This is a genomic window from Gemmobacter denitrificans (genome assembly GCF_036964905.1).
Classification (GTDB): Bacteria; Pseudomonadota; Alphaproteobacteria; order Rhodobacterales; family Rhodobacteraceae; genus Gemmobacter; species Gemmobacter denitrificans.
On sequence record NZ_JBALHR010000022.1, the window covers coordinates 1 to 25,134 of the forward strand.

31 protein-coding genes are annotated in these 25,134 nt (G+C 60.8%); 27 read left to right on the plus strand and 4 right to left on the minus strand.

Annotated elements, in window-relative coordinates:
• The 4 genes from V6590_RS19500 to V6590_RS20905 form a co-directional block, all read left to right on the plus strand.
• A partial coding sequence (locus tag V6590_RS19500; RefSeq protein WP_335425385.1) for a hypothetical protein occupies nucleotides 1-222 on the plus strand: 222 nt, incomplete at its 5' end.
• A gap of 502 nt (nucleotides 223-724) precedes the next feature.
• Nucleotides 725-2,785 carry an alpha/beta hydrolase gene (locus tag V6590_RS19505; protein ID WP_335425386.1) on the plus strand — a complete coding sequence of 687 codons (2,061 nt, stop codon included), beginning with the start codon at nucleotides 725-727 and terminating at the stop codon, nucleotides 2,783-2,785.
• Nucleotides 2,786-3,721: 936 nt separating this feature from the next.
• Nucleotides 3,722-4,207, plus strand: a complete 486-nt coding sequence (locus V6590_RS19510; protein ID WP_335425387.1) for a thermonuclease family protein — start codon at nucleotides 3,722-3,724, stop codon at nucleotides 4,205-4,207.
• Entirely contained in the window at nucleotides 4,204-4,476 is a 273-nt protein-coding gene (locus tag V6590_RS20905; protein WP_350339899.1) for an excalibur calcium-binding domain-containing protein, read from the plus strand. The genes V6590_RS19510 and V6590_RS20905 overlap by 4 nt, the downstream gene beginning before the upstream one ends.
• A 188-nt stretch (nucleotides 4,477-4,664) precedes the next feature.
• On the opposite strand, the gene V6590_RS19515 is transcribed toward V6590_RS20905, so the two are convergent.
• The 4 genes from V6590_RS19515 to V6590_RS19525 form a co-directional block, all read right to left on the minus strand.
• The gene (locus tag V6590_RS19515; protein ID WP_335425388.1) at nucleotides 4,665-6,587 is read right to left on the minus strand and encodes an AAA family ATPase; all 1,923 of its coding nucleotides are present in this window, start codon (nucleotides 6,585-6,587) and stop codon (nucleotides 4,665-4,667) included.
• Entirely contained in the window at nucleotides 6,587-7,102 is a 516-nt protein-coding gene (locus tag V6590_RS20910) for an ABC-three component system middle component 5 (RefSeq protein ID WP_350339900.1), read from the minus strand. The genes V6590_RS19515 and V6590_RS20910 overlap by 1 nt, the downstream gene beginning before the upstream one ends.
• Nucleotides 7,095-8,342: an ABC-three component system protein gene (locus V6590_RS19520; protein ID WP_335425389.1), complete on the minus strand. Its 1,248-nt coding sequence runs from the start codon at nucleotides 8,340-8,342 to the stop codon at nucleotides 7,095-7,097. Before V6590_RS19520 ends, V6590_RS20910 begins: the two co-directional genes overlap by 8 nt.
• A gap of 504 nt (nucleotides 8,343-8,846) precedes the next feature.
• On the minus strand, nucleotides 8,847-9,350 hold the full coding sequence (locus tag V6590_RS19525) for a S24 family peptidase (protein ID WP_335425390.1): 504 nt from the start codon (nucleotides 9,348-9,350) through the stop codon (nucleotides 8,847-8,849).
• Nucleotides 9,351-9,637: 287 nt separating this feature from the next.
• Between V6590_RS19525 and V6590_RS19530 the strand changes: the two genes are divergently transcribed.
• From V6590_RS19530 to V6590_RS19640, 23 genes are all read left to right on the plus strand, one after another.
• Nucleotides 9,638-9,880: a hypothetical protein gene (locus V6590_RS19530; RefSeq protein WP_335425391.1), complete on the plus strand. Its 243-nt coding sequence runs from the start codon at nucleotides 9,638-9,640 to the stop codon at nucleotides 9,878-9,880.
• On the plus strand, nucleotides 9,880-10,158 hold the full coding sequence (locus V6590_RS19535; protein ID WP_335425392.1) for a hypothetical protein: 279 nt from the start codon (nucleotides 9,880-9,882) through the stop codon (nucleotides 10,156-10,158). The genes V6590_RS19530 and V6590_RS19535 overlap by 1 nt, the downstream gene beginning before the upstream one ends.
• Nucleotides 10,155-10,490 (plus strand): hypothetical protein, encoded by a 336-nt coding sequence (locus tag V6590_RS19540; RefSeq protein ID WP_335425393.1) that lies wholly within the window; start codon nucleotides 10,155-10,157, stop codon nucleotides 10,488-10,490. The genes V6590_RS19535 and V6590_RS19540 overlap by 4 nt, the downstream gene beginning before the upstream one ends.
• A complete protein-coding gene (locus tag V6590_RS19545) occupies nucleotides 10,487-10,813 on the plus strand; it encodes a hypothetical protein (RefSeq protein ID WP_335425394.1) in 327 nt (108 codons plus the stop codon). The genes V6590_RS19540 and V6590_RS19545 overlap by 4 nt, the downstream gene beginning before the upstream one ends.
• 26 nt (nucleotides 10,814-10,839) lie before the next feature.
• Entirely contained in the window at nucleotides 10,840-11,688 is an 849-nt protein-coding gene (locus V6590_RS19550; RefSeq protein WP_335425395.1) for a ParB/RepB/Spo0J family partition protein, read from the plus strand.
• A complete protein-coding gene (locus V6590_RS19555; protein WP_335425396.1) occupies nucleotides 11,685-13,802 on the plus strand; it encodes a transposase domain-containing protein in 2,118 nt (705 codons plus the stop codon). Before V6590_RS19550 ends, V6590_RS19555 begins: the two co-directional genes overlap by 4 nt.
• Before the next feature lie 21 nt (nucleotides 13,803-13,823).
• On the plus strand, nucleotides 13,824-14,612 hold the full coding sequence (locus V6590_RS19560) for an AAA family ATPase (RefSeq protein ID WP_335425397.1): 789 nt from the start codon (nucleotides 13,824-13,826) through the stop codon (nucleotides 14,610-14,612).
• The gene (locus V6590_RS19565) at nucleotides 14,612-15,193 is read left to right on the plus strand and encodes a hypothetical protein (RefSeq protein ID WP_335425398.1); all 582 of its coding nucleotides are present in this window, start codon (nucleotides 14,612-14,614) and stop codon (nucleotides 15,191-15,193) included. Before V6590_RS19560 ends, V6590_RS19565 begins: the two co-directional genes overlap by 1 nt.
• A complete protein-coding gene (locus tag V6590_RS19570; RefSeq protein WP_335425399.1) occupies nucleotides 15,190-15,570 on the plus strand; it encodes a hypothetical protein in 381 nt (126 codons plus the stop codon). The genes V6590_RS19565 and V6590_RS19570 overlap by 4 nt, the downstream gene beginning before the upstream one ends.
• A complete protein-coding gene (locus V6590_RS19575) occupies nucleotides 15,557-15,775 on the plus strand; it encodes a hypothetical protein (protein ID WP_335425400.1) in 219 nt (72 codons plus the stop codon). Before V6590_RS19570 ends, V6590_RS19575 begins: the two co-directional genes overlap by 14 nt.
• Nucleotide 15,776: 1 nt before the next feature.
• Nucleotides 15,777-16,439 carry a DUF3164 family protein gene (locus tag V6590_RS19580; RefSeq protein ID WP_335425401.1) on the plus strand — a complete coding sequence of 221 codons (663 nt, stop codon included), beginning with the start codon at nucleotides 15,777-15,779 and terminating at the stop codon, nucleotides 16,437-16,439.
• A 23-nt stretch (nucleotides 16,440-16,462) separates the two neighbouring features.
• Nucleotides 16,463-16,912, plus strand: coding sequence for a gp16 family protein (locus V6590_RS19585; protein ID WP_335425402.1), 450 nt, complete (start codon nucleotides 16,463-16,465; stop codon nucleotides 16,910-16,912).
• Nucleotides 16,909-17,322 carry a hypothetical protein gene (locus tag V6590_RS19590; protein WP_335425403.1) on the plus strand — a complete coding sequence of 138 codons (414 nt, stop codon included), beginning with the start codon at nucleotides 16,909-16,911 and terminating at the stop codon, nucleotides 17,320-17,322. The genes V6590_RS19585 and V6590_RS19590 overlap by 4 nt, the downstream gene beginning before the upstream one ends.
• 100 nt (nucleotides 17,323-17,422) lie before the next feature.
• The gene (locus V6590_RS19595) at nucleotides 17,423-18,292 is read left to right on the plus strand and encodes an N-acetylmuramoyl-L-alanine amidase (RefSeq protein ID WP_335425404.1); all 870 of its coding nucleotides are present in this window, start codon (nucleotides 17,423-17,425) and stop codon (nucleotides 18,290-18,292) included.
• Nucleotides 18,293-18,348: 56 nt separating this feature from the next.
• Nucleotides 18,349-18,720 (plus strand): hypothetical protein, encoded by a 372-nt coding sequence (locus V6590_RS19600; protein ID WP_335425405.1) that lies wholly within the window; start codon nucleotides 18,349-18,351, stop codon nucleotides 18,718-18,720.
• Nucleotides 18,717-19,079: a DUF2730 family protein gene (locus V6590_RS19605; RefSeq protein ID WP_335425406.1), complete on the plus strand. Its 363-nt coding sequence runs from the start codon at nucleotides 18,717-18,719 to the stop codon at nucleotides 19,077-19,079. The genes V6590_RS19600 and V6590_RS19605 overlap by 4 nt, the downstream gene beginning before the upstream one ends.
• Nucleotides 19,076-19,381 (plus strand): VpaChn25_0724 family phage protein, encoded by a 306-nt coding sequence (locus V6590_RS19610; RefSeq protein ID WP_335425407.1) that lies wholly within the window; start codon nucleotides 19,076-19,078, stop codon nucleotides 19,379-19,381. Before V6590_RS19605 ends, V6590_RS19610 begins: the two co-directional genes overlap by 4 nt.
• Before the next feature lies 1 nt (nucleotide 19,382).
• Nucleotides 19,383-19,922 (plus strand): phage protein Gp27 family protein, encoded by a 540-nt coding sequence (locus tag V6590_RS19615; protein WP_335425408.1) that lies wholly within the window; start codon nucleotides 19,383-19,385, stop codon nucleotides 19,920-19,922.
• Nucleotides 19,919-21,388, plus strand: a complete 1,470-nt coding sequence (locus tag V6590_RS19620) for a phage terminase large subunit family protein (RefSeq protein ID WP_335425409.1) — start codon at nucleotides 19,919-19,921, stop codon at nucleotides 21,386-21,388. The genes V6590_RS19615 and V6590_RS19620 overlap by 4 nt, the downstream gene beginning before the upstream one ends.
• Nucleotides 21,388-23,007 (plus strand): DUF935 domain-containing protein, encoded by a 1,620-nt coding sequence (locus V6590_RS19625; protein WP_335425411.1) that lies wholly within the window; start codon nucleotides 21,388-21,390, stop codon nucleotides 23,005-23,007. Before V6590_RS19620 ends, V6590_RS19625 begins: the two co-directional genes overlap by 1 nt.
• A 2-nt stretch (nucleotides 23,008-23,009) precedes the next feature.
• On the plus strand, nucleotides 23,010-24,323 hold the full coding sequence (locus tag V6590_RS19630; protein ID WP_335425412.1) for a phage head morphogenesis protein: 1,314 nt from the start codon (nucleotides 23,010-23,012) through the stop codon (nucleotides 24,321-24,323).
• Nucleotides 24,304-24,486: a hypothetical protein gene (locus V6590_RS19635; RefSeq protein WP_335425413.1), complete on the plus strand. Its 183-nt coding sequence runs from the start codon at nucleotides 24,304-24,306 to the stop codon at nucleotides 24,484-24,486. Before V6590_RS19630 ends, V6590_RS19635 begins: the two co-directional genes overlap by 20 nt.
• Nucleotides 24,487-24,655: 169 nt before the next feature.
• Nucleotides 24,656-25,134: phage protease (locus V6590_RS19640; RefSeq protein WP_335425414.1), on the plus strand; the 479-nt coding region annotated here is incomplete at its 3' end.

Here is a 25,134-nt window from a genome sequence, read left to right on the forward strand (position 1 = left end):
ATGGAACCGACCACCCTCTGCAAGCTGATGGAAGCCAGCTATCACGCCGCCCGCGACCTGCTGATGCAGGCCGCCCGTGATCTGGATGAAGCCGGGCGGGCAGCCCATCAGGGCGAGCGCAATCAGGCGCGCGGCACCGCCATCGGGGCGGAAACCGACCTGCAGAAGGCCCTCGACCTCATCAAGGCCGTCGGCGCGCTGCAATTGCTCGACAGGGGGTGAAAGGATCGCTGGTTTGAATGAAAGGGGGGCGGGGGAAACCTCGCCCCTTTTGTCATGGGGCCGGGCGGTTCAATTGTCGGGGTTTGGCCGGTCCCCTTTGCCCGGCTGATTGCGCCAACCGCGCAGGATCGCCGCCCTCACCAAGCCAGACATGGCATTGGAAATTCGACCAGCGTACCAGCACCCAGCCCGATGCCTCGGGGATGATCTCCGGTGAAACTGGGGGCGACTCAGTGGGTTGCATACGGGGGATAGTGCCCTTGTGAGCATTAAGGGAGAGGGAGGCGGACCATTCCTGTCGAGCCGCCCACTCATCATGCGGTCCCATAACATTCGAAAAAGGGCTTCGCTTGGGCCTGGCGTCGCGAAACTCTAGCTGACGATAGACGATCAAGCGACCTGATGTTATGCTTGCATTTGGCACTAACTCAACTTGAATGTAGTCATGTAGCCTCGGCGGGCGCAGTATGTATTGGGAACAAGAATGATATCAAATCTCAGGATGTATTTTTTAATCTCAATAGGATTGCTCGCGGCAACCGATGTGGGAGCTTTCGAAAAAATCATCGGAGTTTCTATATCGAATCTACTGACAAGATCGGAAACCGAAATATCGGCGCTCAAAGCTTCAATTGAAGCTCAGGGAGATCAGTACGTCATTCTGGATGCCCAATCATCTGCTGAGAAGCAAAGGAGCGATGTTGCACACCTTATAGAGCAAGGTGCCAGCGCAATAATTATAATTCCTCAAGACCCAGGCAGCTTGGATGACTTAATAGAATCCGCCATTTCGAAGGGCATCCCTATTGTAAGCTATGAAACTCCAATTGCCAATCCAGACGTATTTCACGTTGCATACGACATTGAGGAAGCGGGCCGTATTCAGGCTCGAGCATTACTTGAAGTCGCTCCAACTGGAAGCTATGTATTCATGAATGGTCAGTCATCCGATCTGAATGCGGAGTTTTTGCGCAGAGGCCAAATGGATGTTCTTGGCTCAGCGATTGCGCGTGGCGACATTCAGATTGTTGGCGATGCATATGTCGATGGTTGGCGCCCAGAAAATGCGCAACGTCAGATGGAACAGATACTAACAACAAGTGATAGTCGTGTGGACGCTGTGCTCACTGCTGGTGGTGGGATATCGACCGGAGTATCGAACGCCATTATTGAATTTGGGTATGATGAAATTTTTATTGCAGGGCAAGGAGAGGACGCAGAGACCCTGAACCGAGTAGCTAGGGGTCTCCAGACCGCAAGTGTCTGGCGTGATGAACGTGAACTGGCTAGGCTGGCTGCAAGAGTTTCTAGCGAGCTTGCTAACGGAACCCAGTTCTCAGAAATATCTGGCGTCGAACAGATAACTATAGACCGCTCTGGCGATTTAATAAATACCGTGCTGCTTGACCCCATTCCGATCACTCAAGAAAATCTAAACATTGCGGTTGAAGCGGGGTGGATAGATGTGGGGGTTTTGTGTAAAGACGCTGGAGATGGGGCAGCTTCCATTTGTCGTTCATTAGAGACGAACCTTCCGGTCGTAGATGTCTGCTTTGGAAGCGATCGTATTGGCTCTGACTCCAGCGGGCGCATAGTCTTCTCAGATGGTAGAGCATCTGCATTGGAACTCGGTTTTGCTAGAGTTAGCATACCAGAGGATGTGCATGAATTTGGGAGTGTCGAGCGTCCCGAAGAAAAAAGGTTCCTGTTTATGAGTTTTGGTGTTGAGGCAGAAGATCCAAGGAAACATTTCTTGATCCAAGAGATCGAGACGCTCAGCGCCTCTGAATTGTCGGAACGAGCTGCCGGTGTCTTAGCTAGGTCCAAAGTCTATAAAGGCCATGTGTTGGTGTACATCCATGGGTTCAACGTTGACTTTGACGAAGCTATATATTCGGCTGCCCAGATATCTTGGGATATCGGTTTTGATGGGTTGCCTTGCATTTATAGCTGGCCCTCAAAGGGTGAGCTATCACTGACGGCTTACAATTATGATGTGAACAGTGCGCAACAGGCGCGGACGCACCTTGCTGAATTTTTAAGTCTAGTATCAAGGGTTGAAGGTGCTGACCACATCAGCATTATTGCTCACAGCATGGGTAACTTGGCTCTTGTTGAGGCTCTTAGAGCACTGCCTGCGCCAACCGGTGAGGCTGACAAAATTTTTTCTGAGATTGTCCTGGCTGCGCCCGATGTTGATCGCGACAATTTCATCAGCCTTTCGGAAACTTTTCCGAGATTTGCGTCAGGAGTGACACTCTATGCATCTGCAAATGATCGAGCACTTGAAGCCTCTAAGAGTCTTGCCGCCACTATACCGCGTGCGGGTGACGTGCCAGTTGATGGGCCCTTGACTGCTCCGTTCATTGACTCCATCGATGCTTCCTCTGTTAGCAATTACGTTTTTGGATTGAACCATAGCTACTTTGCGAGTGATCGGTCAGTGGTGTCAGATATCGGTCGTTTGATACTCAGAGGTGAGAGGCCCCCGAATCACCGAACAACTTCACTAAGAATGGTCGAGAAGGTGGGTGGTGGGAAATACTGGAGGTTTCCACAATGACCTCATGGCCCATAGAAGCTCTTGGATAAATATTCAGCCTATGAATAGCCAAATTAAGATTTATCCACAACATTTCTTTCTTCGTCAGCTTATCGCGGTTAGGCAGCCATAACTGGCTCTTGCAGCGTTCGCTTACGCTCTGCAGTCTGATGGCCTCTGGGTGCGCTGCATCGCCTCACTACAGCTTGAATGCGAACCCAAGAGTTCTCCAGTGAAGCCCCAGAGTCCTGAGCTAGGGCTTTCTCAGTTTCGTCCAACGCTGTTACGGGTAGGAAAATACTGGTGCGGAGACGCAGGCCTGTGCCGCCGTCGACGGAACTGTTCTGCTGCAGGTTTCAGTGTCAAACTCTGCAAGTTTGCGTGTCACGCTACAATGCGTGTCGTTTGACACGTAAACCTGCAGGAGCCCGGAAGACCGAGGCAGTGGACGGATGACCTCGGAAGACGCAGCAAAATAAGGAATTTTGTGGGCGTCTGAAGCTTGGCTGGGCTGAGCGGGGCTTTCCGCAGAACCGTCAAATAGGTCCGGTAAGTGGGCTTATGTAAGGAAACGGCAGGCTCGAGGCTGCGCTTGGAAGGCCCCGTTTAACCCCCTGATAAATGGCTGGTTTAGTGCATTTGGCAGCCGGAAACGAGCCGAATCCCCTGCCCCGCTCGGCATCCGAACATGCAAATTGCGCCGCAAGTAGCCTCGAGCGTTTGCATGTTCAGATTTCCTTGATGTTTCAGACCGTTAGAAAGCGACTACACTTCGCGGGAAGGAGCGAACATGCAAATGATTTTGAACTCCACCCCGGAGACTTTGTCTGGCGCAGGCGTGCCACCCCCACCGGAAGGCTGACCAGGTAGAACCGCATGGATCGGGCAGCGCGGCGCTTGTGCACCGGACATCTTGCATCCTTGCGTCGGAGACACTGGTCTGCATAATCCATAGGGATGAACACGATTCCGTCAGCTATCCTATTGATTGCAGCCCTTGCCACGCCCACCGGATCTATTTCGGGCGAGGTCATCCAGGGCGTTGCTACCGTAGTCGATGCCGACACCATCGAGATCCATGGCAAGCGCATTCGGCTGAACGCAGTCGATGCCATAGAGGCACAACAGAGATGTGCCCGACCAGATGGGTCCCAATGGAACTGCGGCAAAGATGCCGCCTTTGCGCTTGCAGACAAGATCGGGCGGTCTGTTATCGCATGTCGGGTTGTTGATGTTGATCGCTACAGCCGTTCAGTCGCGATCTGTGCGACCAGTGATGACGAAGACCTAGGCGGTTGGCTTGTCGAAAGCGGCTGGGCGTTGGCCTACCGCAGATATGGTCCGCAGTACGTTGATGCTGAGGCCAGGGCGAAAGCCGCTGGATTGGGGATATGGCAAAGCACATTTGTTTTGCCTTGGGACTGGCGCAAGGGGCTAAGATGAAGGCGCTATCACTTCCCTTGGCAGTTTCTCCGTTGCTTCTCGCCTTGGTCCTTTGGAGTGAACCCGGAGGTAGCCGTGAAACTGAGCAGGCTACAAGTTTGACGGAGCCCGCTCAGCTCCTCCTTGCGGCTTCCTTCTCCTGCAGCCCACGCAAGACATGCAAGAAAATCTATTCGTGCGAGGAAGCCATGTGGCTCCTGCACAACTGCTCGTGGGGTGGCAAGCTTGACCGAGATAACGATGGCATCCCATGTGAGGGAACATGTTGAGTTGGATGGTTTCGCGGCACAACCGGAAAGGGGCGGAAAGGGGAAGTTCGCCACGGGCGCAAAACAATCTCCCGCCCGGTGCGCAAGCGGACTTTCAGCTGACCATTGTGAGCTGTTCCTCGAACTTCAGACACGGGCACAAGCTATGGTTAGCAACTTGGAGATCTTTGAATGGTCAATAGATCAATTTATGCTCGTGCAGTACCAGTCTGGATGTTGAGAGTTCGATTTTCCTTGGTGTACTCTGGTCCAACAATATAATCCTCGCGCTCCAGTTCGGGATTGAGCGTCGAGGTCGTCAAAATGATCTGATGAGGTTGGCTTTCTTTATCCATTAGATCCGCAATTACCTTTTGGAAGTTTCTAACACGGTCGCCGACCATACCCTTGTCTTCCACGTTGTCGAGCAAGAGCATTCTCGGGTATCTCATTTGCTGATCCTGTAGTGATGAGAGGAGCAAACCTATAAAAAGGCTGTTTTTAACGACAACCATACCGCTGGCACTTGTGGTGATGTTTGGGTCACCGTTGATCGCAAACCAGTCGTCCTCGAAACTGAAGTCAAAGTTTTCAAGCTCTTCAAAGTCATTGTGTTCTTCGAGATCCATCTCCAGAACGCGCTTTGTTTGCTCAGAAATCCGGGTCTTCACCTGCCGTCGGCGCTTTTCCCGAGCCAGTTCTAATGCTTCAATTTCGTTCCTTAGACTTTCCACCGCGCCAGAAGCTTTCTGTTTTGCTTCTTTAACATCATTTATCTGTTGCCGGAGGTCGGACAACTTGCTCAGCTCGTCTAGTCGAGAATCAATCTTTCCAACTTCGCGGCTTTTTCCTGAGATCAGGGCGGTTCGGCCATCGATGGAGGCATTTCTCACTTCATCGAATTGCTTCATCTGGCGCGACATACTTGCCTTTAGTCGGGCAGCTTCCATCTTGAGCGTGCTAAGCCTTTCCAAACGCTTTTCTTTCAGCCTCAAGCTCTCAGACATTTGTCCTTCAATATCCATTCGGAGTTCAAAGAGCTTTGTGTCTCTGTCCTCTTTTGGAAGATCTTCTTTGCACAGGTGGCACTGATGGTCGGACCTATCTTGCAACGGCTGCAGGCATGCCGGGCAAAGCTCAAATGGAACTTCGCCAATCGCAAGGTATGTTGCTGCGGTTCGATCGAAATCCCTAAGAAGCTGCTCAAGGTGCTTAGCAAAAAGATCGCTATCCAGGACTTCGAATTCCAATGATGCGATTTCACGCTCAACACCTACCAACCTATCACGCTCCTTAGTGATTGTGTCGTAGAGCTTTCGGCGTTCGATTTCAGCCGCTTTTGCTATTTGCGAACTATCAATGTCGGCGTTGTGGAGGCCTTCAATCTCCTTTTGAAGCATCTCTATTCGCTGAGATAGCTTGCTTCGCTCAGTTTCAAAGGCACCCTCATTAAAATTCTCGCCCAAATTTGCCGTGGCTCTCAACAAATTTGTGAGCTTCGTGTTAAGTTCACTTTCTGTTTTCCGGCTCTCTCGCAGAGCGATACGCTTCGAATAGAGCTGGTTGTTGCCGATCCCACAAAGCAGTTCGGATACAGCTTCCCTTGTGGCTCGGGGATCAAAGTCCTCGCTACGGAAGATGCGCTGGAATGGCGTGGTCTGGTCTACGTACATCAATCTCAGTATTTGGTGCATCGTAATGTTTGAACCCTCATCCCCCGGTATTTCGGGAAGGCCAAGGGCCCTAAATAAGATCTGACTGAATGTTTTAGAATAATCGTTCCGAGAGTAGGGATATCTCTGCCAACCGTCTGCCGCAGCTTCAAGTCCGTCTTGCAGGCCTCCGAAGTAGATGAACATGGGCTGATTGGCATCGGTTGATACGTCTCTTCGTAGGGAGAGTTTGGTTCCGCTAGCCGAGACCTCAGCGAATACAGTATCACACATTTGGGCAACAGGTTTCCATTTGGTCAAGTTTCCACCCAACGCAAAGAAGATGAAATCGAGGATAGAGGATTTTCCTGACCCGTTAGACCCGTGAATAATGTTTAAGCCAGAGTGAAACTTCTGATCATAGGCTCGATGACCGCTCTTCATCACGATCAAGCGATTAAGTTTGAGGATGGACGACATTATCTAAATCTCCCGCCCATTTCAAGATTTGCGCGACGGAGCAATCCTGTGGGGCCATCCAACGGTATTGCACTCAGATCATCGGTTATGAAAGAGAGTTGTCGCGAGTTCTCAGATACAAACGCTTGCAACACTTGCCTCAACTCGTCTGGAATACCTTTGGAAGACAGCGTGAGGTTCCCTTCTTTGAAGGCTTCCGCCGACAGTATGTTCTTTGCAACCAATTGTCGTAGCGATGCTTTTTGGAAGACCTGCAGCTCTCGAAACACTGTTCTAATGTCTGGAAGGCTAACAAAACTATCGCTCGGCTTCGGAACCTCCAGGTCCCTTAGAGATGACCGAAGTGACCCAAAGCCTTTGTATTGAATCTCGTGCAGGTACTCTGGAAATAGTAAGAACGTATCGAGAAGAGATGCTCTAGGAACAGACAATTGTCTCGTAGTCGCCATGCGCAATGCCATCATCCGAAAACTACAATGGTGAGGATCTCTCATTGGGTGCCAAATTCTAATCATGTGGCTTTGTCCAGTTTATGTGACAGTTGCCGGTTAAATAATAGATTGCGCTGTGAATATCGGCGACATTAAATAGGTCATTCAATGCCTGCTTTTCACTGAGCGGCGCTAGTAGCTTCGAGTGAATGGCTGTGTTCACCGCGACTTCGTCTGCACCTGAACGAATAAGCGGTGCTATGTGTACTCGGAAGAGCGTAAGAACTTCGCTCAGAAACTGGCGATATTTTTGGCGAGCGCTGCCGGAAATGGCATTGCGCCGTACCATTTTATGGATCCGTTCTTTCTCCGCCTCAGCGTCATCAATTTCTTGATCGCACTTGCCTCCTTTTTCGAGCTTTTCAGCTAGCGAAAGCCGATCACCTTGCACAGTGCTAATGTAGTACTCAAGGTCATCAACAGAGACCTGATCAGCAACGTCCAACCGTTCAAACTCAAAGAGTTCCTCAAGAAAATTCTTGATGCACAAGTAGCCAAATTCATCCCTATGACCAAATTTGCAAATGTCGCGATGGTTTGCGTCAATTGGGATGGGGTCGCAATCCGGAACGCCCGGGTTGGCAGAGCCTGCGTCGACGACCATAGCACCCTTAGTGTTCATCGTTTCATAGAATGCGCAGGATCTTACTCCTGCTGAAGGCGCCTTATTTTTGTACCAAGTGTTCAAGTCCACCAGCAGGGCGCCGGCTTTCTCGAGTTCCTGCGTCTGCTTTGACGCGACTCCAGGAATTAGTGACAAAATTGACGCCAAGGGCGACCCAGAGTGCGGACTCGCAAGGAAAACTACCCCCTTGCAGTTGTCGAAGATTGCTTTCTTTGGGGTGGTGGTTGAGCTTTCGCAAGCGCGAAGCATAGCCTTGGCGATCACACCACCGAGGCTATGACAAACTAGAACCAGTGGCCTTCTGCCAATCTTCTTTGCACGCAATAGCTCGGACAGGCTCGCCGCCACGGTAAGGAGAGAAAGATCGGGTCCGTTCAGAAGCGCGCTATATTTAGATGTTGGGTAGTCCAAACCCCAAATCGAAATTCCTGGAAAGGCCTCTGACAACCACACCGGCCATACCTCGCCAGACTTGCCTGCTGGGTTTTGCCAACAGCTTTCGAAAGCATCGCCCAAACCGTGCATAAATACGACATCTACGGCAGGCAGACCGTTCGGAGGAGTGTAAATTTCATTCAATTGAAAATCTGACAAGTGATACCTGCGCAGGTTGATCTGTTGCGTTCTGACAATGCGCAAATGCTACATGTAGCACAAGAGATCATTGATCCATGGCGTTTCTGATTGACCGCTTCGCGGAAGCTGCGCCGCAGCGGGCTGGTCCTCGTGACCGGCAGCTGTGGGCCGCGAGCGTTTCATCCGCTGTAACGAAAGCCATAGGTGCCTTCGCCAAGGTACTCTCCGACACCAAGTAGCCCGAGTAGCCCCCAATAGTCGTGAAGTTGCAAGCACCCTCTCTCGCGCACTCCGACAGATTCCTTTCGAACCAGTCTCGGGTAAAAATACCCTCCTTAACCAACCGCGCATAAGCGCTGCGAAGCTCCGCAACGGTCACGCCCTTCTGGTGCGGCTTCGCAGGGTTTGAATGGTTGGGCATCGCATAAACTATTGCCCTCTCTCCGCGCCGCACGCCCCACCTATGGATACGCGAACTGCCAGGCGAAGTCGGTTTCGGAATTGGCGTGCCGGACGGCAAAGCCTCAAGCCGGGCCAAGGGCGCTTCAAAGGATGGAACTGACATGATTACCCCCTGTCGGTATGCCCCCACCAGACCACCCGGCCGATGATTGTCAGGGTCTCAATCCTAGCGAAATGCGGTGGGTAGTCTGGGTTGTCGGAAATCAGCGCGGCCGAACCGTTGTCATGCATCTGCACGCGCTTCACCTTGGCTTCGCCGTCATCGAGCAATGCAAAGATCGGTGGGCGGCGGCCTGCTGTCCCCTTCTTCGGCGCTGATGGCGGTTCGGTGCGTGCCCTGTCAATCAGGAGCACATCCCCATCCCAGACGCAGGGCTGCATGCTGTCGCCATGCGCCCTGGCCAAAACTGCATTCGACGGGGTGACATGCATTCGTTTGAGCCAGTCATGCCGAAACGCCAGATGCCCGACCACATGCTCCGAAGCATTCTCGACACCGCTCCCGGCTGACAAAAAGGCTTCATGCAGCGGGATGCTTGCCAGCTCACTCGGGTCCACCGCTGGAGGAAGAGGGCCGATCTCGCGCGGCGGCCCGATGTAAAGTTCCATCCCCAAAGCTTGGCAGATTTCCTCGACCCTAGACAGGGTTGGTCCGGATTTTTTCGCGCTACGCAGGACATTCCGGATTGCGTCGGGACTGAGTCCGGCAGCGATTTCGGCAGCATAAGCGTTTGTATTCAACGACTTCAGCCGTTGAGCGACGATTTCCCCGAACTGATCAGCATACCTAGCCACGATTCGGGAAACATACCGAAAAACTTGCGGCCTGCATAGCTTGACGTTCGGTATCGTTACCACATATAAATTCGGTAACGATACCATTTCAGGGGGCGGTAATGGATAAGGGGCAGCTGATCATGCTCGGGCAGTCATTTGCAGCACATGCGGGGCTCGAGCTGTCTACGGTCTCGACCTATGCGGCCAATGACGGGAAATGGTTGAACCGACTACAAGGGGGTGCGAGCTGTACTCTGCGCAAGGCCGCGGTGGTCGTTCAATGGTTCTCGGACCACTGGCCCACCGACCTCGAATGGCCAGCGGACATTCCGCGTCCGCCGCAATCGCGGGAGGCCGCGTGATGGCCTTTCTGCCCTTTTCCCTTTCGCAGCGGTCGGTTGGCCCCTGCCGTGGCGGGAGCCGCCCTGACTGTGCCGAACCGGGAACTCCGGCCGGTCAGGGCGTGCCGCGCCCCCAGTCCCCCGGGCCTTCGGTCTGGCGGCGTCTGCAGGCGCTGGATCAGCGGATCAATGACAGCTGGGTCGGTGACCTGCTGGGCATCGCGCTGCTCTGCCTGATCGTGATCGCCGTGCCGGTCGCCCTTCCCATCCTCGTCATCATCTTCGGAGGCACCCCATGACGGCCCGCCTTGTCCATCTGCCGACTGGCCCGGATCAGAAGCCCGACCCCACCATGCCCGCGCTGGAGGATTTCCGCGACCTGCGCCGCCAGTTGAAGTCAGCCGAGATCGCCGGGCAGACCCTGCGCGATGCCAGCCTGGCGCAGCATCGGCGCGATCAGGCCACCGTGGCCCATGCACGGGCCTTGGAACGGATGGCCGAGTTGCTGGACCGGCTGGGCCGCGATCCGATCACCACCGAACCCGGTGCCAAGCCCACGCTGGATGTGATCGAGGACATGCTGGTGATGATCGCAGGGCTGGAAGCCCGGTCGAAAGGCCGCCGGTCATGACCGTGAACTCCGACACCCACCGCCCGCGCTTTGCAGTGCAGAAGATTGCGGGCTGGTATCGCATCATGGGTCCCGAAGGGGCCTTCGTCGGCCAGCCCTACAGCGGCAAGAAGGCGGCGCAACAGGCCGCCGAACGGATGCAGGCAGCAGCGGACAGCCGGGCAAAACGGGGCGAGCGGCCCTGCCTGTGCTGCGGCACGACCTTCTTCAGCGAGGGCATTCACCACCGGCTCTGCGGATTGTGCAGGCATCGTGGCGATGTCGGATCGCTGGGGCTTCCCGCCAGATCGACCGCAAAAATCCGGCACGCCGCGCGGGCGTGACGGGAGACAGACCAAGGGGCCAAACCGTGAAACAACCGACCTTGATGCAGCAAACCCGGGTGAAGGTGGCAGAGATCGACTGCCGCCGCCGCCTGCGCCCGATTTCCGAGGCGGGGGTGGACAGCCTGATCGCCTCGATCCGCGAGACCGGGGTGATGAAGGATGCGATCCATCTGCGCAAGAAGAAGGACGGCAGCCTTGTGCTGATCGCAGGCGGCCACCGGTTGGAGGCCGCGCGGCGGCTGGGCTGGGAGGAGATCGAGGCGAAAATCTGGACCGATGTGACGGATGATTGGGCGGCGATCATGGAGATCGACGACAATCTGGCCGGGGCCGAGATGAACCCGCTGGATACGGCGGTGTTCCTGGCCACCCGCAAGCAGGTTTACGAACGCCTGCACCCGGAAACTAAGCGCGGACTGGCGGGTGCTGTAGCCCGCTGGGATGCAACTGAACCGAGTTCAGTTGCATTCGTAAAGGCTACTGCAGACAAATTTGGCATGAGCGAGCGACAGGTCTTCAAGATCGTTGCCGCCGGTTCCCGCCTCGGCCCCGATGAAGTGGCCCAGTTGCGCGCCGCCCCCCGGCAGGTGACGCTGAAGGACCTGACCGAGATCGCAAAGATCGGTGCCCCGACCGAGCGCTATGATGTCGTGCGGCAATTGGCGGAAGGCAGCGCCAGATCGGCGGCAGAGGCATGGCGAGCCGTCAAACGGGGCGATGAAGCCCCCATAAAGGACCCCGTCGATGACGCCTTCAAGACCATGCTGGCGCAATGGCTGCGCGCGCCGATGGCGGCACGGCGGCGGCTGGTCGATGAACTGGCCGATCAGCTGCGCCCGATGCTGGCCTTCCAGGACGGGGGCCGGTCGTGACCCTGACCCCGCATCAGGAATGGTGGACCACCACCGAACTGGCGGCCAGCGGCCTGCCCGACCTGCCCGATACCCGGCAGGGGGTGGATGCGCTGGCCGAGCGGCAGGGCTGGCGGGCGCATCCCGAACATGCGCGCCGCCGGTCGTGCCGGGGCGGCGGCTGGGAATACAACTGGCGCCTGCTGCCCGCCCGGGCGCAGCGCAAGCTCCTGACCGATGCCGCGCCGAAGCGCGAGGCCGCGCCCCGCCGGATGGACCGCGATCAGGCCTGGGCCTGGTATGAGGGCCTGCCCGATGCGGTGAAGCGCAAGGCCGCCGACCGGCTGGCGCTGTTGCAGAAGGTCGAGGTGCTGGAGGCAGCCCTTGGCCGCGATCTGGCGGTGCGGCAGGTGGCGGGCGTCACCGGCACCGGGGCGCGCACGATCTGGGGGTGGTTTGCGCTGATCGAAGGGGTGCGGGCCGATGACCGGCTGCCCTATCTCGCGCCCCGCCACCGCGCCGAAGGCCCGGCCCGCACCCCGCGCGGCAAGGATTGCGACCCGGAATTCTTCGACCTGCTGAAGAGCGATTTCCTGCGGTCCTCGAACCCCAGCTTTTCCAGCTGCTACCGGCGGCAATTGCGGGTGGCGCTGCAACGCGGGCTCGCGGTGCTGCCCGAACGCACCATGCGCCGCAGGCTGGACCAGACCGTCAGCCCGGTCACGCAGGTCCTGCTGCGCCGGGGCATGGATGCGGTGAAGCGGATGTATCCGACACAGGTGCGCGACAAGACCTGCCTGCGCGCGCTGGAGGCGGTGAATGCCGATTATCACAAGTTCGACGTCTTCGTGCGCTGGCCTGCCGAACGCGGCAGCAGCCTGCCGCCGGTGATCTGCCGCCCGCAGATGGTGGCGTTTCAGGATGTCTATTCCGGGCGCATCCTGTCCTGGCGGCTCGACCAGACGGCCAACAGCACCACCGTGCTGCTGGCGGCGGGCGAGATGATCGAGGATTGGGGCATCCCCGAACATGTGCTTCTGGACAATGGCCGCGAATTCGCCGCCAAGGCGGTGACCGGCGGCTCGGCCAACCGCTACCGCTTCAAGGTGACGGAGGAGGATATTCCGGGGCTGTTCACCAGCCTGGGCTGCGAGATCCATTGGGCCACGCCCTATAGCGGCCAGTCCAAGCCCATCGAGCGCGCCTTCCGCGACATGTGCGACACGATTGCCAAGGACCCGCGCTTTGACGGGGCCTGGACCGGCAACCGCCCCGAGGCCAAGCCCGAGGATTATGGCTCGCGCGCCATCGATCTGGAGGAATTCCTGCGGGTGCTGGCCGAGGGGATCGAGGAACACAACACCCGCGTCGGACGCCGGTCGGAAGTGGCCTATGGCCGCAGCTTTGCCGAGGTCTTTGACGAAAGCTATGCCGTGGCCCCGATCCGCAAGGCGACCGAGGCGCAGCGGCGGCTCTGGCTCATGGGGGCCAAGGGGGTGCGGGCGCACAGCCGGACCGGCGAGATCAGCTTTCAGGGCAACCGCTACTGGTCCGACTGGATGCAGGGCATCACCGGTGCCCCGGTGGTGATCCGCTTCGATCCGGCCGATCTCTGGGCGGGGCTGCATGTCTATGCCCATGACGGCAGCTATCTCGGCGAGGCCGGGGTGCTGGATCGGGCGGGCTTCTTCGACATGGAAGAGGCCAGACTTCTGGCCCGTGCGCGCCGCCAATGGATGAAAGCCGAACGCGAGGCAGCCCTTGCGCAGCGCCGCTTCACGGCGGCGGAACTGGGCCGGATGCTGGACGAGGTCGGCCCCTCGGAACCCGCCCCGCCCGAGGCAAGGGTGGTGCAGATGGTACCGCGCAAGGCCACAAAGGGCGGCACGCCGCTGCCCGATCAACCTGCGCGCCCGGCGGACAATGTAACCCGCCTGCCGCAGCGGATCGACACGACACCCGAGGAAAGCCCGCGCGAGCGGTTTCGCCGCGCGCTGGAGATCGAACGGGCCATCGAGGCCGGGGGACCGGTCACGGCAGATCAGCGCCGCTGGCTCGAGGGCTACCAGACCACATCGCAATACCGCACCGAACGCGCGCTCTGGGATGACCATGGCGATGCGATCTTCGGCTGACAAGAAAAGGAGAGGACGGGCATGACTGACAATCCCTATCACAGCGTCGCCCCGCTCAGGAACGTCTCGGCGCTGCTGACATTGGTGGACCGGGTGCAGACCCGCGACTTCGGTCTGCCGGGGATGGCGACCTTCTATGGCCCCAGCGGCTATGGCAAATCCTCGGCGGCGACTTACACGCAGAACCATTGCGGGGCGATCCATGTCTCGATCCAGCCGCTCTGGCGCTCCAAGCAGCTGCTGTCCTGCATCGCGGTGGAACTGGGGCTGAAGCCTGCCCGCACCGCCAGCGACATCTTCGAACAGGTGGCGGCGAACCTTGGCCGGATGCAGCGGCCCTTGCTGATCGATGAGGCCGACCGGCTGATCCGCGACGACATGGTCGAGGTGGTGCGCGGGCTTTACGAGGCCTCGGAAGTGCCGGTGATCCTGATCGGGGAAGAGGAACTGCCGACCACGCTGATGCGGTGGGAACGGGTGCATGGGCGGATGCTGGACTGGGTCGCGGCCCAGCCTGCGGAAATGGCCGACCTGAACCAGCTTGCGCCGATCTATTGCCGCGATATCGGGCTGGGCGAGGATCTGAAGGCGGCGCTTCTGAAGGCCTCGGCCGGATCGCTGCGGCGGATTTCCACCAACCTGTCGCATGTGAAGACCACCGCGCTGGAAAACGGCTGGAGGACGGTCAGCCTGCGCGAATGGCAGGGCCGCAGCTTCTACACCGGCGAGGCCCCGCCGCCCCGCCAGGAAGCCGCCCGCACCCGCGCCCGCCAGCAGATCGCCGCGCGGCAGGTCCGGAGGGTGTCGTGATGATCCGCCGCGCCAGACGCATCGTGACCAAGGACGAACTGCCCGAACTGGAGGCCAAGGCCTGGGAGATTGTCCAGCGCATCGGGGTCTTCGGCCATGCCGAGTTGGCAGTCGAGCTTTCGGTCAGCCCGCGCCACATCCCGCCCATGGTCCGCAAATGGCTCGAGGAGGGCCGCGTGCAGATCAAGATCCACCAGGCAAAGGGGCAGCGCGCCCGGTTTGAGCCGACCTTTGAATATCGCGAACCGAAGGACCGGATTTCTCAGGTGGCGCACCAGCTTTGGACCGCCATGCGCGGGCTGAAGAAGTTCACCCCCACCGATCTGGCGGCGCATTGCCGCGAGGACCTGCGGGTCACGGTTCCCGAGGCCAGCGCCTATGCGCAGGCCCTGCTGCGCGGGGAATATCTGCGGGTGCTGCAACGCGCGGCCCCCGATCAGAAGCGGGAGGCAACCTATCAGCTTCTGAAAAACACCGGCCCCCGCGCCCCCTGCGAAAAACGGGTGGTGGCCCTCTGGGACCCCAATGAAGGCGTCTTTTCCTATGTGACCGGCGTGGGCCGGATGGAGCGTGCAAAATGAACGGTCCCCTCGACAATGCCCGCGCCGCCTGGGGCGAGGACATGCCCGACTGGGTGCAGACCCTTGCCATCCAATGCGGCAAGACCAGCCAGGCCAGAGTGGCCAAGGCCCTCGGCCGCTCGACCACCATCGTCAGCCAGATCCTCAACAACAAATACCCGGCCGGAACCGCCGGGATCGAGGAACGGGTGCGTGGCGTGTTCGAAAAGGCGATGGCGGATTGCCCCTCGCTCGGCCCGATCCCCGTCAACCAATGCCAGGACTGGCGAGGGAAGGCGGGCGAATTTCTGGTGGGCAATCCGATGCGGGTGCGGATGTACCGGGCCTGTCACCGCTGCCCCCGCTACAAGCCGGAGCCCGAAGATGCCGAAGGGTGAAGCCATGGCCACCGACCGCGACATCCTGATCGCCGCCGGTCGCGCCCTTGGCCGGATCGACCGCGACGGGGTCCGCGCCATCACCCGGATCAGCGTGGACGAGGTTGAGGCCATGGCGCTGGCCCTCGTCATCCTTGGCCTCAAGGCCATCCCGCCCCAGCAGCTTGTCCCCCCGGACGAGCTGGTCATCACAAGGAAGTTCTGACATGACCGACCAATCCCCCCACCCGGATTTCTCAGCCATCCCCGATGGCATTATCCTGATCGACGGGATCGAACACATGGCCGATGGCCGGGGCGCGAAAATCCCGGTCTCGATGATCAAGCCGATGGATCAGCTGATCGACCAGACTGTGCGCAAGATCCTCGGCTTTGCCATTCCGCTCTCGGATCAGGTGTCGCGCTTCAAGCAGCATACCTTCGATGACATTGGCGCGCTGGAGGCGCTGCTGGCCGAGAAATACGAGGCCAAGCTCGGCGGGCCGAAGGGCAACAAGACCCTGATGACCCATGACACGCTGTTCAAGGTTTCCGTCCAGGTGGCCGACAATATCGCCTTCGGCCCCGAACTGCAGGTGGCCAAGGGGCTGATCGATGAATGCCTGAATGAATGGGCCGAAGGCGCACGGGATGAAATTCGCACCATCGTGACCCGGGCCTTCAACACCGACAAGGAAGGCCAGATCAACCGGGCCGAAATCTTCATGCTGCTGCGGCTGGAGATCAAGGACGAGCGCTGGCGTCGGGCCATGGAGGCGATCCGCGATGCGATGCGGGTGGTCGGGTCGAAGACCTATGTCCGCTGCCACCGCCGCGCCGCCATCGACGCGCCCTGGGAGGCCGTCACCATCGATCTGGCCAAGGCCTGATCCCCGAGCCCGGAGCCACGTCCATGTCGCAAGCCCGCCGCCTTCAGCGCACGATCCATGCCGGTTGCAAGCAGCTGGGTCTGGATGACGATACCCGCCGCGCCCTGCAGCTGGTGGCCACCGGCAAGGACAGCCTTGCCGCGATGACCGAGACCGAATTGCAGCAGGTGGTGCAGGCCCTGCGGCAGCGGGGCTTCAAACCGGGGGTCAAACCGGGTGCAAAGGGGCGTTACAAGCCCGCGCCCCGTGCCGATCTGCGCATGATCCATGCGCTCTGGGGCGCGCTTGGCCGGGCGGGCAAGCTGCAGAAACCGGGCCGCGACGGGCTGAATGCCTTCCTGCGCAGCCGGTTTGAGCGGACATGGGGCGCGGTGCCCATCGATGTCGATGCCATGACAGACTGGACCCAGATCAGCGCCGTGATCGATGCCCTGAAAGACTGGTGCCGCCGCGAGGGGGTGCCCCTGAAATGACCCCCCGCCCCCATCTCGACGCATGGATCGATGAGCTGGAACGCGATCTCGGCCTCGCGCTGCGCCTGCAGGTGATCGCCAATGCGGGCGGCCAGCGCCGCACCATTCCAGGCCCCGATCATGCAGATCAGTCGGTTCTGGCCGCCGAGATCGGGGTGGAGACGGTGCGCTGGCTGGCGGATCGCTTTGCAGGCCTCACCATCGATATCCCCTCGCCCCGTGCGGGCGAGGCACAGGACAAGGCCAACCGCCTGCGCGCTGCGATCCTTGAGGCGGGATTGACCGACCCCAGCCGATCCGCCAATGATCTGGCACGGGAATTCGGCGTGACCTCCATGTGGGTCCGCAAGCTCCGCGCGGCAATGCGCAGGGAAGCGGGTGCAAATTCCGCCCAGCTGTCGCTGTTCTGACCCTCTGCCCCCGAAACTGCTTCCCCCGGCCCTGATGCCACGCTTCATGGCATTCCGGTCCTGACCGGGGCCGAACAAGGCCCCTTTCTCGGGGGCCGACATGAAGCTGAAAAACCATCGGATCGAGGGCATCCCCTTCCTGCCCGCCCGGCTGACCGGGGGCACGATCACCCCCGAAATCGTCATCCTGCATGACACGGCCGGGCGGCTCGACAAGTTCAACAGCCGCGACTATCTGGCCCGGACGACCAAGGCCTCGGTCCATTTCGTGATCGAGCGCGATGGCACGGTAAGCCAGCTCGTGCCCACCAACCGCCGCGCGGGCCATGCCGGGCAGTCCAGCTATCACGGCCGCCCCGACTGCAACGCCTTTTCCATCGGCATCGAGATCGTGAACCCCGGCCGCATGACGCGCGGCGCGGGCGGATCGGTCTTGGCCTGGTGGGGGCAGGATTTCGGGCCGGGGGGGCAGATCGGCGGCTATGGGCTGGCCGATCTGGAAACGCCCGAGCACGGGCGCGGCACCTGGATGGCCTATGCGCCGGAACAGATCGAAGCGGTCGAGGCCCTGCTTCTGGCGCTCTTCGCGACCATCCCTTCGCTGCGCGACATCACCACGCATTGGTATGTCAGCCCCGGTCGCAAGGTTGATGTGAACCCGCTCTTTCCGCTGGAGGCGATCCGCGCCCGGGTTCTGGGCCGCGATGATCCGGCCCTGCAGGCGGCAAATGCGGGCAGCACCCCCGAGGCCCCCGGCGCATTTGTCCAGGTCGAGGCCGCCGCCGGGCTGAACCTGCGCAGCTGGCCCAGCTTCAACCCCAATGTCATCACCAGCATCCCGGGCGGCACCCGCCTGCCGGTGAACCGGCAGGGCAGCTTCAGTGGCCGCCAATGGCTGAACGTCACCTATTCCGGGCGCGATGGCTGGATCGTCGCCGCCTATACCCAACCCATCCCCCCGAGCGCCTGAGGAGTGCCCATGTCCCGCCCTGCCCCTGCAATCCCCCTGACGATGGAGCCCCGCAGATGAACCCGGTCCTGCAGGCAATCTATGCCGAATTCCTGCCCATTCTGCTGCAGCTGCTGGCGGCATTGCTGGGCCTCGTCCTGATGCGTGCAGCCGAGGCTGCCCGGAAACGCTGGGGCATCGAGATCGAGGCCCGGCACCGCGAGGCGCTGCAATCGGCGCTGATGTCCGGCATCAGCGCAGCCCTCACGCGCGGGCTGCGGGGTGAACGGGCCGTTGCGGCGGCCCTCGATCATGTGCGCGGCAGCGTGCCCGATGCCATGGCCGCCCTCGCACCGCAGCCCGAGGTGCTGCACCGGCTGGCCGAGGCCAAGCTGCATCAGGCCATGCCGCCTCTCGCCCTTCCCGCGCAACCGGAGGCCCCGCTGTGACCCCGGTTCCGCCGCCCACGACTTTCGATCTTGGCCCGGCACTCGCGCTGGTTCTGGCCGCGCTGAACATCGTCAACATCCTCTACACCTGGTGGCGCACCCGCGATCAGAATGTCGAGACCCGGTTTCGGGCGGGGTCCGAACGGATGGACCGGATCGACTCCCGGCTGGCCAGTGTCGAGCAGACCCTGCGCGGGGCCGCCACCAAGGAAGATATGCACAGCCTCCGCCTTGGCCTTGCCGCCCTTGAGGGCGAATTGCGCGAAATCCGCGCCATGCAGGCCGCCGCCGCCGAAACCTCCAAACGCCAGGACATGGTCCTGACCCGCGTCGAGCAATTCCTACTGGAGCGGAAATGACCGATTTTCAGACCTTCAACAGCCGCCATCGTCGCCTTGCCATCCTGCGCTTTCTGGAGGCGAGCCCCGGCTATACTTCGAATGTGTCGATCCTGACCGATGTGCTGAACAGCGATGATATCGGCATCCAGACCTCGCGCGACCAGACCACGACCGAACTGGCCTGGCTGGCAGAAAACGGCTTCGTGACGCTGGGCGGGCGCGAGGATTTCCGGGTGGCCACAGCCACGGGCCGGGGCGTGGAAATCGCGCTTGGCCGCGCGACCCATCCCGAGATCAAGCGTCCCGGGCCGAGGGCCTGACATGCCACCGCCCCGCAAGATCGACCTTCTGCCGCCCGAGCTGCGGCAATGGCTGCAAGAGGAACTGCGTGCGCGCGGCTTCTCGCAATATGAGGATCTGGCCGAGGCCCTGAATTTCCGGCTGGAAGAGGCGGGCCTTGGCCTGCGCATCCGCAAATCGGCCATCCATGCCTGGGGCAGCGAATATCAGGAATTCGTGCGGCTGCAGGAGCAGGCGACCGACTGGGCCAAAGAATGGCTGGGCGATATGGGCATGGACGATCAGGCGCAGCGCCAGAACGTGCTGTTCCAGATGCTGACCACGCTGGCCTTCAAGGTCATGCAGGCCGAAGTGTCCAAGCAAGGGGCCGAGATCAGCCCGCAGAACCTGCATTTCCTCGCGCGCATGATGAAGGATGTCATGTCCTCGTCGGGCATCGTGCAGGCGATGCGCGAAAAGGAACGCAAGGAACAGGCTGGCAAGCTGGATGCCGCCGTTGCCGCCGGTGAGGTGACCGAAGATTTCCGCCAGAGGGCGCGCGAAATCATGGGCTTTGCATGACCGCTCACGTCCCCGACAATCCGATCATCCATTTCCTGCCCTATCAGAAGGCATGGATTCAGGACGCCTCGCGCTTCAAGATCGGCATGTTCACCCGACGGGGCGGCAAGACCTTCGGCAGCTGCGGCGAGATCGTGAATGATTGCATCGGGGCAGAAATCGAGAAGCGCAAGGTGCGCTGGACGATCCTGTCGCGCTCGGAAAACACCGCCAAGGAAGCGCTGGAAGATGCGCTGAAGCCCATGACGCGGGCCTATTATGCGGTGTTGAAGGGGCTATCAAACCTCGGCAAACCCATCTTCACCGAAGACGAATTCCATGTGCCTGCCCATGTGAAGGAAGTGCGCCAGGGCGATCAGACCTACATGATCGAAGTGCCCGAGGCGCGGTTCAAGACGCAGGAGGTGCATTTCCCCGGTGGCTCGCGGGTGGTTGCGCTCTCGGCCAGCCCGGATGCGGCGCGGGGCTTTGGCGGCAATCTGCTCCTGGACGAATTCGCCTTCCATGCCGACAGCCGCCGCATCTGGGGATCGGCCTATCCGGTCGCGGCACGGGGCGGCCACAAGATCCGGGTGATCTCCACCCCGAATGGCAAGGGCAACAAGTTCTATGAACTGATGACCACGGTCGATAACGGCTGGGCCAAGCATCATGTCGATATCTACGAGGCCGTGCGGCAGGGGCTGGATGTCAATGTCGAGGAACTGCGCCGGGGCATGGCCGATCAGGATGCCTGGGCGCAGGAATTCGAACTGGCCTGGCTCGATGAGGCGTCAAGCTGGCTGGATTATGACCTGATCTCGTCCTGCGAACATCCCGAGGCCGGGTTTCCCCAGCTCTACAAGGGCGGGCTCTGCTTCGTCGGGGTCGATATCGCCGCCCGCAATGACCTCTTTGTCATCTGGGTGGTGGAACAGGTGGGCGAGGTTCTGTTCACCCGCGAGATCATTGCGCGCAAGCGGATCAGCTTTGCCGAACAGGATGCGCTGCTTGACGCGGTGATGAAACGCTACCGGGTGGTGCGCTGCCGGATGGACCAGACCGGCATGGGCGAAAAGCCGGTCGAGGATGCCCAGCGTCGCTACGGCTCCGAAGTGGTGGAAGGGGTGCTCTTCAGTGCCGCCGCCAAGCTCGACATGGCAACCGCGCTGAAGGAGTCGATGCAGGATCGCAAGACCCGCATTCCTGCAGGCGACCCGGAACTGCGCGCCGATCTTCATTCGATCAAGAGCCAGGTGGGGGTGACCGGCACCCGCCGCCTGATCGCGGATGGCGACAGCGACGGCCATGCCGACCGCTTCTGGGCCGGGGCACTGGCGGTCAGCGCCGCCGATCTGGGCACCGCGGAATATGGCTATGAGGCCGTGCCCGGCACCCGCAGCCGATATGCCGCCCCGGATCAGGGCGGTGATGACGAGGAAGACGCACCCGGCAGTCGCTGGGGCCATGACGGGGGAAGTTGGTGATGGCGATCCTTGACCAGTTCGGTCGGCCGATGGTGCAGGCGGCGGCTGCGCAGCTCCTGGAACGGCAGGCGGTGGCGTCATTCGGTTCGGTGCGCAGCATCCAGTCCGGGCACCCGGCCGAGGGTCTCACCCCGACACGGATGGCCGCGATCCTGCGAGAGGCCGAACAGGGCGATGCCAGTGCCTATCTCGATCTGGCCGAACAGATGGAGGAAAAGGACCTGCATTATGCGGCGGTGCTGGGGGTGCGCAAACGCGCCATCCGGTCGCTGGAGGTGCAGGTCGATCCCGGCGATGACAGTGCGGCGGCGGCCGATCTTGCGGAAATGACCCGCGAGGCCCTGATCTCGGCCCCGGTGCGCACGGCGCTGATCGATCTGATGGATGCGCTCGGAAAGGGCTATTCCGTCTGCGAAATGCTCTGGGAGCGCGAGGGCAAGTCCGGTTTGCGGCTGGCGGGCCTTGAGCATGTCATGCCGCGCTGGTTCGAGTTCGACCGCGAGAATGGCACCTATCTCTATCTGCGCGACAATGCCGGGCCGCAGCCGCTTACCCGAGACAAGTTCGTCATCCACCTGGCCAAGACCAAATCCGGCCTGCCGATCCGGGGCGGGCTCGCCCGGCTGGCGGCATGGGCCTATCTGTTCAAGAACTTCACCCTGAAGGACTGGGCGATCTTCCTTGAAGCCTATGGCCACCCGCTGCGCCTTGGCAAATATGGCCCTTCCTCCAGCAAGGAAGACCGGCTCACCCTGTTGCGGGCAGCCCGGCAGATCGGTGTCGACATGGCGGCGATCATTCCCAAGGATATGGAACTCGAGGTCATCACGGCGGCGATTTCCGGGGCGGAAAAGCTCTATGAGGGCAATGCCCGCTATTGGGATGAACAGGTTTCCAAGGGGGTGCTGGGTCAGGTCGCAACCACCGATGCCATCGCCGGGGGCCATGCGGTGGGCAAGATCCATGAACAGGTCCGCGACGATATCCGCGATGCCGATGCCGAGCAGCTGGCCGCAACCCTGCAGCGCGATATTGGCGGGGCCTTTGCCCGGCTGATGTTCAAGGGCGCGGTCGCCCTGCCGAAGGTCAGCTTTCCGCCCCCGGAAACCGTCGATCCCAAACTGATGCTGGAGCTGATGGAACGCGGGCCGAAGGCAGGCCTGAAGATCGCGGTGGCACAAATCCGCGAGGTCTTTGCCCTGCGCGAACCCGAAGACGGGGAGGAAGTGCTGGCCCCGCCTGCCCCCGAGCCGCCCCCAGCCGTGCCGGGGCAGCCGCCCGCCAAAGCCCCCGGCAAGGCGGCAGCGGAGGCACCACAGCCCAAGGAGGCCGAGACCGAGCGGCAGGCCGCCTCGCGGGGTGATGCCCCGGCCCGCACCCCGGACAGCATCGAGGCGATGATCGACGAGCTGATCGCCACGGGCGAATTGCAGCGGGTGATGGACAGCGAAATCGGCGCGCTCCTGGAGGCCCTGACTGCCGCCGCCAGCCCGGAAGAGGTGCGCGATGTGCTGGAGGCTTTCGACGCCGTTCCACCCGGCCCGTTCCGCGATCTCCTGACCCGCGCCACCTTCGCCGCCCGGCTGGCCGGTGAGGTCGGGGCCGGGATCAGGGGCTGAGCATGGAGCCGATCGATCTCCAGCCCCTGCCCCATGGCGAGGCCATCGCCTATTTCCGGTCCAAGGGCTTTGCCGCGCAGCTGCAGCGGTTTCATCACCTTGACCATTTCCGCGAGGAACATGCCCGGGATTTCGTGGTGGCCAAGGCCATGCGCGATGATGTGCTGAAGGTGATCCGTGAAGAGGTGGACCGGGCCTTGGCGGAAGGCCGCCCCATTGCAGAGGCGGCGGCCGATCTTGCCCCGCGCCTCAAGGAGCTGGGCTGGTGGGGCAAGGCCATCGACCGCGATCCGCAAACCGGCGAATTGCTCGAGGTCCAGCTTGGCTCGATGCGGCGGCTGCGCACGATTCTCGACACCAATATGCGCACCGCCCATGCGGCGGGCCATTGGGCGCGCATCCAGCGCACCAAACGCGCCTTTCCCTATCTGGAATATGTCCAGATCGAACGCCCCAGCAAACGCCATGATCATGCGCGGTTTCACGGCCATATCTGGCCGGTGGATGATCCGGTCTGGCTGCGTATCTATCCGCCGAACGGCTTCTTTTGCGGCTGCACGGTGGTGCAGCGCACCGAGGGGCAGTTGCGGCGCGCAGGCAAGGCCGTCTCGCCGCCCATCGACCTGCAGGAGGAGCCATGGATCAACAAGCGCACGGGCGAGGCCTTCGATGTGCCCAAAGGGGTGCATCCGGGCTTTGACGCAAATCCCGGCGCAGCCTGGCTCGATCTGGCCGATGCCTGGGACAGCGTGACCCCCGATCTGACCCCCGAACGCCGGATCAGTGAAGGCGGCATCCTGCAGGCGCTGCGGCTGCGCCGGGTGGGCGATGGCCGCGAGACACTGGTCATCACCAATGCGGCATCAAACCCGGTTGCGATGCGCAGCGCCGAATTCGAGACCCCGGCCCGGGTTTCGCTCGCAGGGCTCGACATTCCGCCCGGGGCCAGCTTCATCCATAGCCATGTCACGGAAGGCTCTCTTTCGGCGGAAGATCTGATGACGCTCTACCGCCATGCCGGTCATGCGATCACGGCCGTGACCCCGGGCGGTTCGATCTGGCGGGCGGTGCGGTTGCCCGGCGCAGATATCAGGGTGGCTTCCGGCCGATTTACCGCCACCGCCCTCGCGCGGTTTCGCGACGAGTTGCGCACCATCCCGCAAGCCTCCGAGCTTTTCGCGCATGCGCGGATGCTCTGGCTTGAGAAACAGGGGCTCATTGCCTATCATTTCCACATGTCCTCGCAGGTCCGTCAGTTCATGGACGCCCATGCCTGGCTGTTGCAAAGGCTGATCGATGCGCTTCCTGAGACCTGACCCTCATCCCTGCGATCTGGCCGCCTGGCAGCAGCGGCTGGCGGAGCTTCAGGACGAGCCGCAGGATGACTGGCGCGACTCCCTGATCGACATGGCACGCCTCCATATCGCCGCTCTGGAACACCCCCCCGAAAAATCGCCCACAGAGGGCCTCCGGACCTGAGGGCGGCAATCCCCCGTCCAAAACGGGTGAGGGCAAAATTAAACGCGCTCCGGCGAGATTAAACGGCATCTGACCCCTGACCTGTGCTGCAGGGTCGCGGCGCGGCACGCATCCCCCCGAAAACTGCATCCCCCGGCCCTGACAGGGCGCGATCTGGCATGGATCGGTCATGACCAACATGACCCGCCATATCTGTGCCGCCGCACCCCTTCCCGCCGATCCGGCTGACCGGATCGAGCTGATCCCGGTCGGCCGCTTCAAGACCGCAGATGCCCGCCCGGGGTTTCATCTGGACGATGCCGCCCGGGTGATTGCCGACAGCCTTGCCGCCGCACCGGGTGGTCTTCTGCCAATCGACTTCGATCACCGCTCCTTTGCAGCCCAAGGTCAGGCAGACAGCCGCGCCGCTGGCTGGATCACGGCGATGGAGGTGGTGGGCGACCGCATCATGGCCGCCGTGGACTGGACGCCAGAGGGCCGGGCCGCGCTGCAGGGGCGCAGCTACCGCTTCGTCTCGCCGGTCTTCAAGAGCCTGAAGGGCGGCCGGGTCGTCCTGATCGAAGGCGCGGGTCTCGTGAACACGCCCGCCCTGCCCCAGCTTCGCCAACTCGCATCCAGAGAGGAATTGATGGACCCCATCCTGCAGAT